We start from the raw sequence: 14,057 nt of genomic DNA, 5'->3' as shown, positions 1-14,057 counted from the left end.
GACAACGATGGCGCTGTTCGACGCCTACATGATGGTCGACTGGAGCGCGGCGGCGGTGCCGCGCACGGGCAAGGATTCGGTCTGGGTCTGCCTGGCCGCGCGTTCTGCCGGTGGCCTGCGATTGGTGGCTCTGGAGAACCCGCCAACACGAGCGGCAGCGCGTGACAGCATCGCCGGACTCTTTATCGGCTGCCGCGACGCCGGCCAAAAGGTCATCGCCGGTTTCGACTTCCCCTTCGGCTACCCCAAGGGTTTCGCCCGGACACTCGGTCTTGAGGGGCCGGCCTGGCGCGCCGCATGGGACGAGGTCGACCGGCTGATCGAGGACGCCGACGACAACACCAACAACCGTTTTGATGTTGGCGCCGGGCTTAACCGAAGGCTGGGCCGGCCCGGTCCGTTCTGGGGCTGTCCGGCCGGTCAGGCCCGCGCGACGCTCACGACGCGGCGGCCCGAGGCCTATGGTCGCGGACGGCTTGCGGAGCGGCGCATCGGCGAACGTTACATCACCGGTCCACAGCCGGTCTGGAAGCTCGCCTATACCGGCTCGGTCGGAAGCCAGGTTCTCATGGGTCTGCCGGTGGTCAAGGCGCTGCGCCGCGATCGCCGGTTCAAGGCGCGCATCTGGCCGTTCGAGACGGGTCTTAAGTCTCTGACCACGGGTGACTTGCGCGACTTGGACGTCGTGCTGGCGGAGATCTACCCGTCACTTGTCGCGCCCCGTTCAAACAGCGATGCGGTTAAGGACGCACTGCAGGTTCAGGCCATGGTGGGCTATCTGAAAGCGCTCGACGATGCCGGAGAGCTCGGCGCTCTCTTCGCCGGCGCGGACGATTTGAGCGCCGCCGAACGCCGGGCGATCGAGACCGAGGAGGCCTGGATCCTGGGCGTGAGCGAGCCGGGCACGAAGGCCGGCCGCATCGCCGTCGATGTCGATGCCCTGTTCCGTGGGGGCGGCCATGTCGCTGCCTGAAACCGGGGACTATCTGCGCGACCCCGACGCGATCTATCGGGAGTCACGGCGTATCATAGAAAGCGAAGCCAACCTCGCACGGCTCGACGACGACACCCGTCCGCTCGCGGTGCGGTTGATCCACGCCTGCGGCATGACTGATCTGGTCGGCGATCTCGCGTTGTCGCCTGGCGCCGTCGCCCGTGGCCGCCAAGCGCTCGAAGCCGGCGCGGCCATCCTTTGCGACGTCGAGATGGTCGCGCGCGGCGTCATCGCCAGTCGTCTGCCGGCAGGTAACGCGGTGGTTTGCCGTTTGAACGATCCGGCCGTGCCAGATCTGGCAAAGACGCGGGCGACGACCCGTTCCGCGGCGGCCGTCGACTTGTGGGACGGGCATCTCGACAACGCGGTTGTCGCCATCGGCAACGCGCCGACCGCGTTGTTCCGACTGTTGGAGAAGATCGAGGACGGTGATGCCCGACCGGCGCTGGTCATCGGCATGCCCGTCGGGTTCGTCGGCGCGGCGGAATCGAAGCTGGCGCTTGCCGAAAGCGGTCTGCCCTTCATCACTGTGCATGGCCGGCGCGGCGGCAGCGCCCTTGCCGCCGCCGCCGTCAACGCGCTGATGGGTGGAATCCCATGAAGCCCTGGCTGCGCATTGTCGGTATCGGCGAGGACGGTTTAGCGGGACTCGCGGCACCGGCGCGTGCCCTCGTCGACGACGCGGAAGTACTGGTCGGCGGTGAACGGCATCTCGCCATGGTCGCCGACCACGACGCCGAAAAGCTCACCTGGGACAGCCCTTTGAAGGCGACCGTGGCGCGGTTGGAGAGCCTGCGCGGCAAGCGGGTGACGGTGCTCGCCAGCGGCGATCCCATGGCCTATGGCATCGGCGTCACCCTGATGCGCCGGTTCGCCCATGACGAAATCGTCTGCCTGCCCGGTGTCGGCGCGTTCAGCCTGGCCTGCGCCCGGCTCGGCTGGCCGCTTGCAGAATGCCGGCTTTTGACCGTGCATGGCCGACCGCTCGATCTCGTGCGCGGCCATCTCACCACTGGCAATCGGCTCTTGATCCTGTCGGAGGACGCCACGACACCGGCGGCGCTCGCCAACCTGCTGGCAGACGCGGGGTTCGGACCGAGCCGCATGACCGTCCTGTCGCATATGGGCGGTGAAAAGGAGACATCCCTTGTGACAACGGCCGCGGATGGTGTGGCCATAGAGGTGCCCGACCTTAACACCGCCGCCGTCGAGGTCGTTGCTGACGCGGGGCAAGCCATCCTGCCGCGCGTGCCGGGTCTGCCGGACGATGCCTTTCGTCATGACGGCCAGATGACCAAGCGTGAGGTCCGTGCGGTGACGCTCGCCGCGCTCGGGCCGGTGCCCGGCGGGCTCTTGTGGGATATCGGCGCCGGTTGCGGCTCTGTCGCCATCGAATGGATGCGCGCCGCCGATGGCTCACGGGCTATCGCCGTCGAACGTGACGGCGAGCGGCGTGCCATGATGGCCGAGAACGCCGCCCAGCTCGGCACGCCGTTGCTCCATGTCATCGCCGGCACGGCGCCGGAAGCCCTGGCCGATCTTGATGAACCGGACGCGGTCTTTGTGGGTGGCGGTCTGACGACGGACGGGCTGATGGAGCGCGCCTGGCAGGCGCTCAAGCCCGGCGGGCGGCTCGTCGCCAACGCGGTGACATTGGAAGGCGAGACCGTCTTGATGGCTTGGCATCGCGACCACGGCGGGTCGATGACGCGCCTTGCGATCAGCCGCGCAGATCCGGTCGGACCGTTCGAGGGCTGGCGTCCGCTGATGCCGGTCACCCAGCTTGCCCTGGTGAAGTCATGAGTCCGGGAACGCTGTGGGGTCTCGGTGTCGGTCCGGGCGATCCCGACCTCATCACCTTGAAGGCACATCGCTTGCTGCGCGCCGCGCCGGTCGTCGCCTATCCGGCGCCGGAGGAGGGGCCAAGCCTGGCGCGCGCGATCGTCGAAAGCCACCTGCCGGGCGGCCAGACGGAAATCGCCATTCGCATGCCGCTCGACCTCAACCGGTTTCCGGTCGAGGCGGTCTATGATCAGGCGGCCGCGGATATTGCCGGACATCTCACCGCCGGGCGCGACGTCGCGGCGATCTGCGAGGGCGACCCGTTCTTCTATGGTTCCTTCATGTATCTGTTCGGTCGGCTCGCCCATCGTCACCGGGTCGAGGTCGTGCCCGGCGTTTCGTCGCTCGTCGCCTGTCCGGCCGTCGCCGGCGCGCCGCTTGCCGCGCGCGACGATGTACTGACCGTCCTGCCGGGGATCCTTGCCGAGGATGAGCTGGAGCGCCGGCTTAAGGACGTCGAGGCGGCCGCCATCATCAAGGTCGGCCGCCACATGCCGAAGATCAAAGCGGTTATCGAACGGCTCGGCATGGTCGCCCGCGCGCGCTACGTCGAGCACGCCACCATGGCCGATCAGAAATCGCTGCCACTGGCCGAACTCGGTGAAGCCAAGGCGCCCTATTTCTCGATGGTGCTGGTGCACAGCCGGGGCGAGGCATGGCGCTGAAAACGCCCGAAGGTACGGCGCTTATCTGTTTGAGCGCCGGCGGTCTTGAGACCGCGCGCCGCTTGCAAACTGTGCTGCCGCGATCAAACGTGCACGGTCTGGGCGGCCGGGCTGATTCGGCTGACGTAACATTCAATGACACTGTGGCGCATATCGGCGACCTGTTTGTCGCCGGTGTACCGGTGGTCGGCCTGTGCGCCTCCGGCATTCTGATCCGCGCGGTCGCACCGTTTCTCGCCGACAAGCACAGCGAGCCGCCGGTGCTGGCCATTGCCGAGGATGGCAGTGCCGTTGTGCCGCTGCTGGGCGGTCACCATGGCGCCAACAGGTTGGCGGAGATCTGTGCGGAGACACTGGGGGCCGCCGCCGCCGTGACAACGGCGGGCGATCTCAAGCTGGGTTTAGCGCTGGATGAGCCACCGGACGGTTGGAGCATCATGAATCCCGAGGCGGTCAAGCCGGTCACCGCGGCCCTGCTCGCCGGCGACCCCGTCGCGCTTCATGTCGAAGCGGGCGATGCCGCGTGGCTGCTGAAGAGCGATGCGGCCTTCGCCAACAAGGACGCCCGTCATGCGATACGCCTGACCCACCGCCGGGTTCGCCCTGCCCCGAACGAGCTCGTTTTTCATCCCCGCCTGTTGACCATCGGTGTCGGCACGGAGCGCGGCGCGGAACCGGCCGAACTGATGGGTCTGGTGCACGACGTGCTCGCGCGCCACGGTCTGGCGGAAGAAGCGGTGGCCGCTGTCGCGTCCATCGACCTGAAGGTCGATGAGCCGGCGGTGCTGGCCGCCGCTGACAGTTTCGGCTTGCCGCTGACGGTCTTTGATGCCGCGACACTGGAAGCGGAGTCGCCGCGCCTGGCGACCCCGTCGGACGTCGTCTTCAACGAGGTAGGCTGTCACGGCGTCGCCGAAGGCGCGGCGCTCGCGGCGGCAGGTCCGGACAGCGAGCTGATCGTCGCTAAGACGAAATCGAAACGCGCAACATGTGCCGTCGCACGCGCGCCGAGGGTCTTGGATGCCGCTCCCCATCAGCCGGGAAGCCTGGTCCTGGTCGGCTTGGGCCCGGGTGGCAGCGCCATGCGCAGCCCGGAGGCCAGCCGCGCCATCGCGGCGGCGACGGATCTGGTCGGTTATGGCTATTACCTCGATCTCGCGGGTTCTCTCGGTGCCGGCAAGGCGCGCCACGACTTCGCGCTGGGCGAGGAGGAGGCGCGCTGCCGCGCCGCCCTCGACCTGGCTGGCGAAGGCAAGCGGGTAGTGCTGCTGTGTTCGGGCGACCCCGGCATCTACGCCATGGCAAGTCTGACCTGGGAACTGGCCGAGGAGGAAGCGACCCCGGCGTGGCGCGCGGTCGACATCGCGGTGGTGCCGGGCATCTCGGCGCTGCAGGGTGCGGCGGCGCGGGCCGGCGCGCCGCTTGGCCATGACTTCTGTGCGATCTCGCTTTCCGATCTGCTGACGCCGTGGGAGGTCATCGCGCGGCGGGTCATGGCGGCCGCGGACGGTGACTTTGTCGTCGCGTTCTATAACCCGGTCTCCAAGAAACGCCGCCAGCATCTGGCGGATGCCCGGGATATCCTGCTTAAGGAACGGCCCGGCGACACGCCGGTCGTCATCGCGCGTCATGTCGGGCGTGATGGCGAGGCCATGCGCGTGACAACCCTGGCAGCGTTGACACCCGACGATGCCGACATGATGAGCCTGGTGATGGTCGGCAGCAGTCAGACGCGATGTTTCGAGTGGGCCGGGAAGTCGGTCGTCTACACGCCGCGCGGCTACGCGGCGAAGCGGGGGGAAGGCGCGTGACCGTCCATTTCATCGGCGCCGGACCCGGCGCGCCTGATCTGATTACCGTGCGCGGCCTCAACCTGATCCGCGCGGCGCCCGTGGTTCTTTATGCGGGTTCCCTGGTGCCGCCGGAGATCGTCGCCGAAGCCCAAGACGGCGCTGAGATCGTCGACACGGCGCCGCTGCATCTCGACGAGATCATCGCGCTGATCGAAAAAGCCCATGGCGCGGGACAGGATGTCGCGCGGGTTCATTCCGGCGATCCCTCGATCTATGGCGCCATCGCAGAACAGATGCGCCGGCTGGATGTGCTCGGCATTGATTATGACGTGACGCCCGGCGTGCCGGCCTTTGCTGCCACCGCGGCGGCGCTTAAGACCGAACTGACGCTGCCCGACATCAGCCAGACCGTGATCGCGACCCGAACCGCCGTGCGCGCGACGGCGATGCCGGAGGGCGAAGACTTGACGACACTGGGCCGATCCGGCGCGACCCTCGCCATTCACCTCTCGGTGACCAACATGGCGCGGGTCGTGCGGGAACTCACGCCGCTCTATGGCGAGGACTGTCCCTGCGTCGTCGCATACAGGGTAACGTGGCCGGATCAGCAGATTATCCGCGGCACGCTCGCCGACATTCGCGCCAAGGTGAAGGCGGCGGGCTTCACGCGCACGGCGCTGATCCTGGTCGGGCGCGTCCTCGCCGACACCGATTTCCGCGACAGTCGTCTCTACGACGCCACGCACCACCATGTCTTGCGCCCGCGCCAAGATTGACTCAGGTCACTAGTCCGGCCTTGCGGTAACCTTCGAGCCAGTGGTCGCGGTCTTCCTGGCGTTTGCACATGTTCATGTGCGTTCCCAAGGTGTCATTGAAATTGTAGCCGTCGGGCTGATTGCTCAACCAGATGTCGAGCGCATCGGCGGCGTCCTCGAGTCTGCCTAGCTGCGCGTAACACACGGCCAGCACGTCGTACATGTACAGCGGTGCGCTTTGCCAGCGCTTGAAGGTCTTGATCGCATCAAGATAGGCGTGGCGCATGTAGTGGCATTCGACGACAACCTCCAGGTCCTGGTGCGCGGCATGGGGATCAAGGCGCATCGCCTTCTCCAGCCACATCAGGCCGGCATTCATGTGACCGGCATAGGTCAGCGTCGTGCCACGCGAATAGACGGCGAGATAGTCATTGGGATTGAGCACGACAGCGGCGCTGGAATGGGTCTCGGCAAGATCGAAATCGCCGAGGACGGAGAATGTCAGGGCGGCAACCGCCTGGACAAAAGTGTCTTTGGCGTCAGCCTCCAGAGCCTTTAGGGCATAGTGACGGGCCAATTCCGCATGGCGATCAAGCGACACGTTCGCAGAAAAGATGTTGGTCGCGTAAACGTCGGCCAGCAACGCGAAGGCTTCGGCATAGGCGGGCTCCAGCGCGAGAGCCTTCTCGAGCAGTTCGATGATGGGTGCGACAGTCTCCTGATCGCGATACCACAGCCAGCGGGCCTGAAGGACGAGCTCAAAGGCGTCGACGTTCGGCCTGTTTGCAAGGGCCTTAGGCGGTGAGTCCGAGGGTACCGACAATGTCGTGGCGATAGCCTCGACCAACTCGCTCTCGATCGCGATGATGTCGCCCAAGGCGCCATCGCGCCTCGTGTTCCAAACTTGATTGCCCGTGCGTGTGTCGATCATCTGAGCACTAACGGCAATCGCGTCACCGTCGCGTTTGATGCTGCCCTCAACAACATAGGCAACGCCGAGTTCACGGCCGACATCCCAGATCTTCGGGCTCTTGCCCTGGTAGGCAAAGGACGAACTGCGGGCGATGACGAAGAGGCCTCGGCGCCGGCTGAGACCGGTAATGAGGTCCTCGGCAATGCCATCGGCGAGGAAGGCTTGCTGGTGATCGCCCGAGCGGTCGGCGAAGGGCAGAACGGCAATCGACGGCTTGTCGGGCAACGCCAAGGGCAGGGCCTTGTCGGTCGGCGTCGCGATTTCATCGGACCAGTGCCAAAGCTGAACCGGTTCGGGCATGGCGGCGTCGGATCGTTCGCCACCCTCGACGAAGCGGTGGTTGAGCTTGCCGGCGATTTGCGCGTGCACCGTACCGGAAATGCAGATACTGCCGGGCTCGGCCAACGCCTCCAGACGTTTGGCGACCTTGATGATGTCTCCACCCAAGGTGTCGTCGCTGGCGGAAATGTCGGCCAGATCGATGCCGATCCTGAGGTCCATGCGTGCGCTCTTCGGCACGCCCGCGTTGCGCCTGACCATGCCCCGCTGCACCGTCACGGCCGTTGAGACGGCATCAACGACATTGGCAAACGCAATCACGACGCCGGCGCCCGTCTGTTTCATGATGCGCCCGCCATGGTGCAAGACCATCGGCTCTATAAGCTCCGAACGGTGCGCCGCCAATGTCGCCTCCGTACCCGCCTCATCGGCTTCGACCAAATGGGCAAAGCCGACAACGTCGGCGGCCAGAACGGCGGCAAGTCTGCGCTCCACACTGTCCTCCTATTGCGAACGCACATGCGACGGCTGCTCTTATCCTAGAGCGGTCCTGGGCGCTAGGTCATATGATCTGTCAGCCAGTTGAGCGCTTCGTGAATGCTCTCAACTGTTGGGCCATCAGGCATCTGCGGCCTGGTGATCATGACAACGGGCAGACCAAGCGCACGGGCGGCAAGGATCTTGCCCTCAGTCGCTTTGCCGCCGCTGGCCTTGGTGACAATCGCGTCAATTCCCTCACGCACCATCAGCGCCTGCTCGGCGTCCGCCGGGAACGGACCGCGACCGATGACAACGGTGGCGGCGATGGGCAGGGGCTCTGCCGGGCGCTCGATCAGTCGCACCACGAACCGGACGTCCTCAAGTCCGGCGAACCGGTCGAGGTCGCGGATGCCGAGTGTCAAAAAGACCGACCCGGCGCCTTGTCGCGACAAGGCTTCGGCAGCCTCATCGGCATCGGCCACCGCGACCCAGTTGTCGCCCGGCATGCGCCGCCACATCGGCCGCACGAGCTTGAGGCGAGGCACGCAGAGATCCCTGCAGGCGCGCGCCGCGTGGTCGGCGATCTGACTGGCGAACGGGTGGGTGGCATCGACGACGCAATCTATATGCATGTCCGATAGATATTGTTTTAGGCCCATTGTGCCGCCAAATCCGCCGCTACGCACTTCACCCGGAACGGCTCTCGGAGAGCGTGTGACACCGGCGAGCGATGTGATGAGATGTAGCTCTGGATGGGCCCTGGAGAGTGCTTCGGCGAGCGCGATGGCCTCCCCGGTGCCGCCTAGGATCAGCAGCCGCTCAACCACCGGCTTCGCCGATCACCGCGCCTTGCCGGTCGACCACAAGCACGTCGACGGCAATGCCGCCGGAAAGTGTCGCCAAGGCTGTCTGCCGCGCCCGCCCGGCGATGACATCGGCGATCGGCAGATCGTTCTCCGCCGCGATCTGCAGCACCTCGCCGGCCATATGGGCGCTTTTTGCGCGCTCGACGATTTGGGCGGAAGCGCCCACCGTCGCCAGACTGTCGGCGAGACCGGCGATATCGACTTGGCTGCGGCTGGAGTGCAGGTCCAGATGGCCGTCGGCGAGCTTGGTCAGCTTGGCGAAACCGCCGGCGATGGTGACCCGGGGCACCGGGTGGTTGCGCAGATACTTCAGCATGCCGCCGGCAAAGTCGCCCATGTCGATCAGCGCGCTGTCGTCCAGGCCATAGCGCGCCTGAACCGTGGCCTCGGAGACTTTGCCGGTCGCGCCCGCCACATGGTCGATACCGGTGGCGCGCGCCACGTCGATGCCGCGGTGGATCGAGTGGATCCAAGCCGAGCATGAATAGGGAATGACGATACCGGTCGTCCCAAGGATCGAGATGCCGCCGACGATGCCGAGCCTGGGGTTCCACGTCTCAGCGGCGAGCGTCTCGCCGCCGGGCACCGCGACCTCGATCGCGACGTCCTCAGGTCCGCCCAGTTGTTCGGCGAGATCCGCGATGGTCTGGCGCATCATCTCGCGTGGTTTCGGGTTGATCGCCGGTTCGCCGGGCGGCAACGGCAAACCCGGCTTGGTGATGGTCCCGACGCCCGGACCGGCGACAAAGGTGACCCCCGCGCCGGGATTGCCTGGAGAGACGGTCACCACGACCTCGGCGCCATGGGTGACATCGGGATCGTCGCCGGCGTCCTTGACGACGGAGGCGGTGGCGCTCTTGTCGTCGCGCTCCTGTCGTTTAAGTGAGAATTGCGGCTGCTCGCCCTTCGGCAGCGTGATGACGACGGGATCGCTGAAGCGCCCGGTGACCAGCGCGCCATAGGCCGCCGCCGTGGCCGCCGTCGCGCAGGCGCCGGTGGTCCAGCCGCGCTTTAGGGGACGATCCGGTTTGTCGCGCATGGGACAATTTTAGGGTCAGCTTGTGCTGAGCGAAAGCAACAGGATATCTAGGCTTCGATCAGCGCCCGTAGTAGGTTGCCCGGTATGACAGACGTGTCCGAAACCCGTCGTGAGCTTGACCTGCCGGCCTTTGAGCCCGGCTGGGTTTGGCTTGTTGGCGCCGGTCCGGGTGATCCCGGTCTGATCACGCTGCTTGCCCATCATGGCCTAATGACGGCCGATGTGGTGGTCTATGACGCGCTGGTCGATGACCGCATCCTGGCGATGGCGCGGACCGGGGCCGAGTTGGTTTATGCTGGCAAGCGTGGCGGCAGGCCGTCGCCCAGGCAGCCGGACATCTCCAACCGGCTGATTCAATTGGCGCGCCAGGGCAAGCGTGTCCTGCGGCTGAAGGGCGGCGATCCTCTGGTCTTCGGGCGTGGCGGCGAGGAGGCACTGGCACTTGTCGCTGCCGAGGTGCCGTTCAGGATCGTGCCGGGCATCACCGCCGGCATCGGTGGCTTGGCCTATGCCGGCGTTCCGACCACCCACCGCGACACTAACCACACGGTCACCTTCGTCACCGGTCACGCCGCCGGCGGTGACGTGCCGGACACCATCGACTGGGCGGCGCTGGCCAGGGGTTCGGGCGCGATCGTGCTCTATATGGCGCTCAAGCATCTCGATCACATCGCGGGCGAACTCATGATCGGCGGGTTGGCGGCGGATACCCCGGTCGCGGTCGTGTCGAATGCTTCGACCGCCGACCAGCGCGTCCTCGAGACCCGGTTGTCTGATGCCGCCGATGACGTGGTGGCGCATGACATTAGGGCGCCGGCGATTGTCGCGATCGGTGAGATCGTGCGGTTGCGCGACGGTCTCGATTGGCTTGGCGCCCTCGACGGCCGCGTGCTGAAGCCCGATCCGCTGGGACTGAAGGCCGACCGCCGCGTCGGCTAAGGGCCCCTCTTGACCGCACCGGGCCTGATCATCGCCGCCCCGGCGTCGGGCTCCGGCAAAACGGTCATGACGCTTGCTGTCCTGCGCGCGCTTAAACGGCGTGGTCTCGACGTGCGTTCCTTCAAGGCCGGGCCCGACTACATCGATCCGGCCTTTCATACGGCCGCGACCGGCAGGCCGGCGCCGAACCTCGATCCCTGGGCGATGCGCGATGTGACGCTTCAGGCCGAGGCGCGGCGTGTGTCCGACGATGCCGACATCATCGTCGGCGAAGGGGTGATGGGCCTGTTCGACGGCGCGCTCGACGGTACCGGCTCGACCGCCGATCTGGCGGCCAGGTTGGCCTGGCCCGTCGTCCTGGTGATCGACGTGCGCGGGCAGGCCACCTCTGCCGCCGCGACCCTTACAGGGTTCGTCAACTTCCGCTCCGACGTCCGGATCGCCGGCGTCATCTTCAACCGCGTTGGCGGCGACAGCCATGCGGAACTGCTGCGCGATGCGGTCGCGGACCGGGTGCCGGTTATCGGCGCGGTGCCGCGCGATCAGCGCCTCGAGCTCCCCGAGCGGCATCTCGGTTTGGTGCAGGCGGGCGAGCACGGCGACCTCGAGCGGTTCCTCGAGACGGCCGCCGACATCATCACCGAGGCGGTCGATCTGGATGCACTCGTCGACGTTGCGGCGCGGCCGGCATTGGAGACCGGGGCTGGCGACAACACGGCCTTGCCACCACTTGGGCAGCGCATCGCGGTTGCCCGGGACGAGGCGTTCGCGTTTGCCTATCCAGGCGTATTGGAGGGATGGCGGCGTGCTGGCGCGGATCTCACCTTCTTTTCGCCGCTGGCTGACCAGGCCCCCGATAGAAGCGCCGATGCCGTCTATCTGCCCGGCGGCTATCCCGAGCTGCATGGCGCTCGCCTTGCCGCCAACGGCGTCTTCATGCATGGACTGCGAGAGGCGGGCGAGCGCCAGGCCTTTGTGTTCGGCGAGTGCGGCGGCTTCATGGTGCTGGGCGAGACGCTGAGAGATGGCGACGGCAGGGACCATAAGATGGCGGGCCTTCTTCCGGTGGCGACATCGTTCGCCGCGCCCAGGCTTCACTTGGGCTATCGCCGACTCAGCCTCCTCTCAGCATGTCCACTGGGTGCAATGGGCGGCGGGTTGCGTGGCCATGAGTTTCACTACGCCGCGGAGATCAGACGTGGCGGTGATCCGTTCTTTGCGACCAAAGATGCGCGATGCATCGATCGGGGCGAAGCCGGCTCACGCGTTGGCAGTGTCGCTGGATCGTTCTTGCATCTAATTGACCGCGACAGCGGCTGATCAACGGTCGCGGCCGCCCTGCCGATCCGGGTTCGCGGCGCCGCCGCCGGCGAGTTCGTCGAACAGACCCTGCATGACATCGTTGAAACCGGATCCTTCCGATGCCTCCTCACCGACCTCGAAGATGTCGAGGCCATCGGATACGGCATCGCTCGTCGACGCGTCGACCAAGGGCCGCGACGGCATACCGGTCAGGCTTCGATTCATGAAACCGGCCCAGATCTGGGCCGGCAGGCCGCCGCCGGTGACATCGTTAGTGGGCGAGCCGTCGTCGTTGCCGACCCACACGCCCGCCACCATGTCGCGGGTCAGACCGATGAACCAGGCGTCGCGGAAATCACTTGAGGTGCCGGTCTTGCCGGCGACCGGCCGGTCCAGTTGGGCGGCGCGGCCGGTGCCGCTCTGCACGACCGCCGTCAGCATGTCGGTCATCGCCGCGACAGTCTGCGGCTCCAGCACCTGTTTGCCGGAAAGACTGTAGCGGCTGTAAAGCACCTGGCCCGATCGGGTGCGGATCTCCAGGATTGCGTAGGGCCAGACTTCCCGGCCCTGATTGGCGAGCGTCGCGTAGGCCGCCGTCAGTTCCAAGGCGGTCACCTCGGCGGTGCCCAAGGCCAGGCTGGGCAGAGGCTGCAGGTCGGCCTTGATGCCCAGCCGCTGCGCCATGGCGACCACGTTGGTCATGCCGGTCGACCACGCCGTCTGCGCGGCCACCGTGTTGACCGATTGGGCGATGGCCTCACGCAGTGTCATCGGCCCGGCGTACTCGCCGCCAAAATTGCCAGGACTCCAGCCCTCGATCTCGACCGGACCGTCGAACACCTGATCGTTGGGCTGCCGGCCGGCCTCAAGCGCCGCCAGATAAACGAAGAGCTTGAACGCGGAACCGGGTTGGCGCAGCGCCTGAGTGGTGCGGTTGAACTGGCTGGTGCCATAGTCGAGGCCGCCGACCATGGCGCGCACCGCACCGTCAGGTGCCATGGCGACGAGCGCGGCCTGGCTGACACCGCGCTCTTCACCGGAAGCCGCCAGCGCTTCGACGATCGTCGCTTCGGCCGCGCTTTGTGCCGCGGGCTCCAGTGTCGTCACGATGATCAGGTCTTCGCGCGCCGGACCGACATAGTCGGCGGCGCGCGCCATCACCCAGTCTGTCGCATAGCGCACGTCGTCGCCATGGCTGACGAGAGCCGCGGGCTCGGCTGGTTCGGCAAGCGCGAAGGCGGCGCTTTCTTCGTCCAGGTAGCCGGTTGCCACCATACGGTTCAGCACAATGGCGGCGCGCGCCTGGGCTGCTTCCAGGTCGTTGATCGGCGCCAGACGTGACGGCGCTTTCAGAAGGCCCGCGATCATGGCCGCCTCGGCCAGCGTGAGTTCGACCGCCGGTTTGTCGAAATAGCGCTGGGCCGCCGCATCGACACCAAAGGCGCCGCCGCCCAGATAAACCCTGTTCAAATAGATGGCGAGGATCTGTTCCTTGGTGAACTGGCGCTCCAGCCAGATCGCCAGCATGGCTTCCTGCACCTTGCGCTTGAACGAACGCTCCGGCGTCAGGAAGAGGTTCTTGGCGACTTGCTGGCTGATCGTGCTGCCGCCCTGCACGATGCCGCCGGCGCGAATGTTGGCGACCATGGCACGCGCGATGCCGATCGGATCGATGCCAACGTGGTCGAAGAACCGCCGGTCTTCGGTTGCGATGACCGCATCGATCAAATGTTGGGGAAGGTTTTCGTAGTGCAGCGCGTCGCCATGCAGCTCGCCATAATTGGCCAGCACCGTTCCGTCGATGGCGACAACCGTGACGCCCGGCCGGCGATCGGTCGCCAGCGTCGACGGGTTGGGCAGGTCAAGCGCGTACCAACCCAGCAAGAGGCAAAGCGCGATGCCGCCCCAGATACCGGCAACCAGGAAGCCGCGCAGCACGCGGCCGAGCAACGACCGGCGTTTCCTGTTTTTCTTTGGCGGCGTCTTCTTGGCGCCTGACTTTTTCGCTGGCGCCTTTTTTGGTGCAGCCTTTTTGGCGGCGGATTTCTTCGCTGGCGCCTTCTTCTTTGCTGGCGCCTTCGGCCGGGCGCGCGCGGACTTCTTGGTCGGCTTTTTTGCCATCAGTCAGAT

12 protein-coding genes are annotated in these 14,057 nt (G+C 66.3%); 8 read left to right on the top strand and 4 right to left on the bottom strand.

Features of this window, described 5'->3' with window-relative positions:
* The first annotated feature begins 7 nt into the window (after positions 1-7).
* From AAF563_01080 to cobM, 6 genes are read left to right on the top strand one after another with little or no spacing between them, the layout of a single operon-like run.
* The gene (locus tag AAF563_01080; GenBank protein MEM7119834.1) at positions 8-973 is read left to right on the top strand and encodes a cobalamin biosynthesis protein CbiG; all 966 of its coding nucleotides are present in this window, start codon (positions 8-10) and stop codon (positions 971-973) included.
* A complete protein-coding gene (locus AAF563_01075) occupies positions 960-1,595 on the top strand; it encodes a precorrin-8X methylmutase (protein ID MEM7119833.1) in 636 nt (211 codons plus the stop codon). The genes AAF563_01080 and AAF563_01075 overlap by 14 nt, the downstream gene beginning before the upstream one ends.
* Positions 1,592-2,797 (top strand): precorrin-6y C5,15-methyltransferase (decarboxylating) subunit CbiE, encoded by a 1,206-nt coding sequence (gene cbiE / locus AAF563_01070; protein ID MEM7119832.1) that lies wholly within the window; start codon positions 1,592-1,594, stop codon positions 2,795-2,797. Before AAF563_01075 ends, cbiE begins: the two co-directional genes overlap by 4 nt.
* Positions 2,794-3,501, top strand: coding sequence for a precorrin-2 C(20)-methyltransferase (locus tag AAF563_01065; protein MEM7119831.1), 708 nt, complete (start codon positions 2,794-2,796; stop codon positions 3,499-3,501). The genes cbiE and AAF563_01065 overlap by 4 nt, the downstream gene beginning before the upstream one ends.
* Complete coding sequence (gene cobJ, locus AAF563_01060; protein MEM7119830.1) at positions 3,492-5,312, top strand: precorrin-3B C(17)-methyltransferase; 1,821 nt, start codon at positions 3,492-3,494, stop codon at positions 5,310-5,312. The genes AAF563_01065 and cobJ overlap by 10 nt, the downstream gene beginning before the upstream one ends.
* Positions 5,309-6,070 carry a precorrin-4 C(11)-methyltransferase gene (gene cobM, locus AAF563_01055; GenBank protein ID MEM7119829.1) on the top strand — a complete coding sequence of 254 codons (762 nt, stop codon included), beginning with the start codon at positions 5,309-5,311 and terminating at the stop codon, positions 6,068-6,070. The genes cobJ and cobM overlap by 4 nt, the downstream gene beginning before the upstream one ends.
* 1 nt (position 6,071) lies before the next feature.
* On the opposite strand, the gene AAF563_01050 is transcribed toward cobM, so the two are convergent.
* The 3 genes from AAF563_01050 to AAF563_01040 all read right to left on the bottom strand — a co-directional run bounded on the left by AAF563_01050 (position 6,072) and on the right by AAF563_01040 (position 9,686).
* Positions 6,072-7,796, bottom strand: coding sequence for an adenylate/guanylate cyclase domain-containing protein (locus AAF563_01050; GenBank protein MEM7119828.1), 1,725 nt, complete (start codon positions 7,794-7,796; stop codon positions 6,072-6,074).
* A gap of 62 nt (positions 7,797-7,858) precedes the next feature.
* Positions 7,859-8,608 (bottom strand): cobalt-precorrin-6A reductase, encoded by a 750-nt coding sequence (locus tag AAF563_01045; GenBank protein MEM7119827.1) that lies wholly within the window; start codon positions 8,606-8,608, stop codon positions 7,859-7,861.
* A complete protein-coding gene (locus tag AAF563_01040) occupies positions 8,601-9,686 on the bottom strand; it encodes a cobalt-precorrin-5B (C(1))-methyltransferase (GenBank protein ID MEM7119826.1) in 1,086 nt (361 codons plus the stop codon). Before AAF563_01040 ends, AAF563_01045 begins: the two co-directional genes overlap by 8 nt.
* A gap of 84 nt (positions 9,687-9,770) precedes the next feature.
* Between AAF563_01040 and cobA the strand changes: the two genes are divergently transcribed.
* Together cobA and AAF563_01030 are read left to right on the top strand one after the other, a co-directional pair.
* Positions 9,771-10,625 (top strand): uroporphyrinogen-III C-methyltransferase, encoded by an 855-nt coding sequence (cobA, locus tag AAF563_01035; protein ID MEM7119825.1) that lies wholly within the window; start codon positions 9,771-9,773, stop codon positions 10,623-10,625.
* A gap of 9 nt (positions 10,626-10,634) precedes the next feature.
* The gene (locus AAF563_01030) at positions 10,635-11,945 is read left to right on the top strand and encodes a cobyrinate a,c-diamide synthase (protein ID MEM7119824.1); all 1,311 of its coding nucleotides are present in this window, start codon (positions 10,635-10,637) and stop codon (positions 11,943-11,945) included.
* Here the strand turns inward: AAF563_01030 and AAF563_01025 are convergent, their stop codons facing one another.
* The gene (locus tag AAF563_01025) at positions 11,946-14,048 is read right to left on the bottom strand and encodes a PBP1A family penicillin-binding protein (protein ID MEM7119823.1); all 2,103 of its coding nucleotides are present in this window, start codon (positions 14,046-14,048) and stop codon (positions 11,946-11,948) included.
* Positions 14,049-14,057 lie beyond the last annotated feature (9 nt).

The sequence above is a fragment of the Pseudomonadota bacterium genome (assembly GCA_039028155.1).
Classification (GTDB): domain Bacteria; phylum Pseudomonadota; class Alphaproteobacteria; order SP197; family SP197; genus JANQGO01.
This window is presented reverse-complemented; position numbering and strand designations above follow the sequence as displayed.

Excerpts from the sequence above, each read along its gene's own strand:
- cobJ (MEM7119830.1), top strand. The coding sequence starts at position 3,492 with ATGGCGCTGAAAACGCCCGAAGGTACGGCGCTTATCTGTTTGAGCGCC.
- AAF563_01075 (MEM7119833.1), top strand. The coding sequence starts at position 960 with ATGTCGCTGCCTGAAACCGGGGACTATCTGCGCGACCCCGACGCGATC.
- AAF563_01040 (MEM7119826.1), bottom strand. The coding sequence starts at position 9,686 with ATGCGCGACAAACCGGATCGTCCCCTAAAGCGCGGCTGGACCACCGGC.
- cbiE (MEM7119832.1), top strand. The coding sequence starts at position 1,592 with ATGAAGCCCTGGCTGCGCATTGTCGGTATCGGCGAGGACGGTTTAGCG.
- cobA (MEM7119825.1), top strand. The coding sequence starts at position 9,771 with ATGACAGACGTGTCCGAAACCCGTCGTGAGCTTGACCTGCCGGCCTTT.
- AAF563_01065 (MEM7119831.1), top strand. The coding sequence starts at position 2,794 with ATGAGTCCGGGAACGCTGTGGGGTCTCGGTGTCGGTCCGGGCGATCCC.
- AAF563_01025 (MEM7119823.1), bottom strand. The coding sequence starts at position 14,048 with ATGGCAAAAAAGCCGACCAAGAAGTCCGCGCGCGCCCGGCCGAAGGCG.
- AAF563_01080 (MEM7119834.1), top strand. The coding sequence starts at position 8 with ATGGCGCTGTTCGACGCCTACATGATGGTCGACTGGAGCGCGGCGGCG.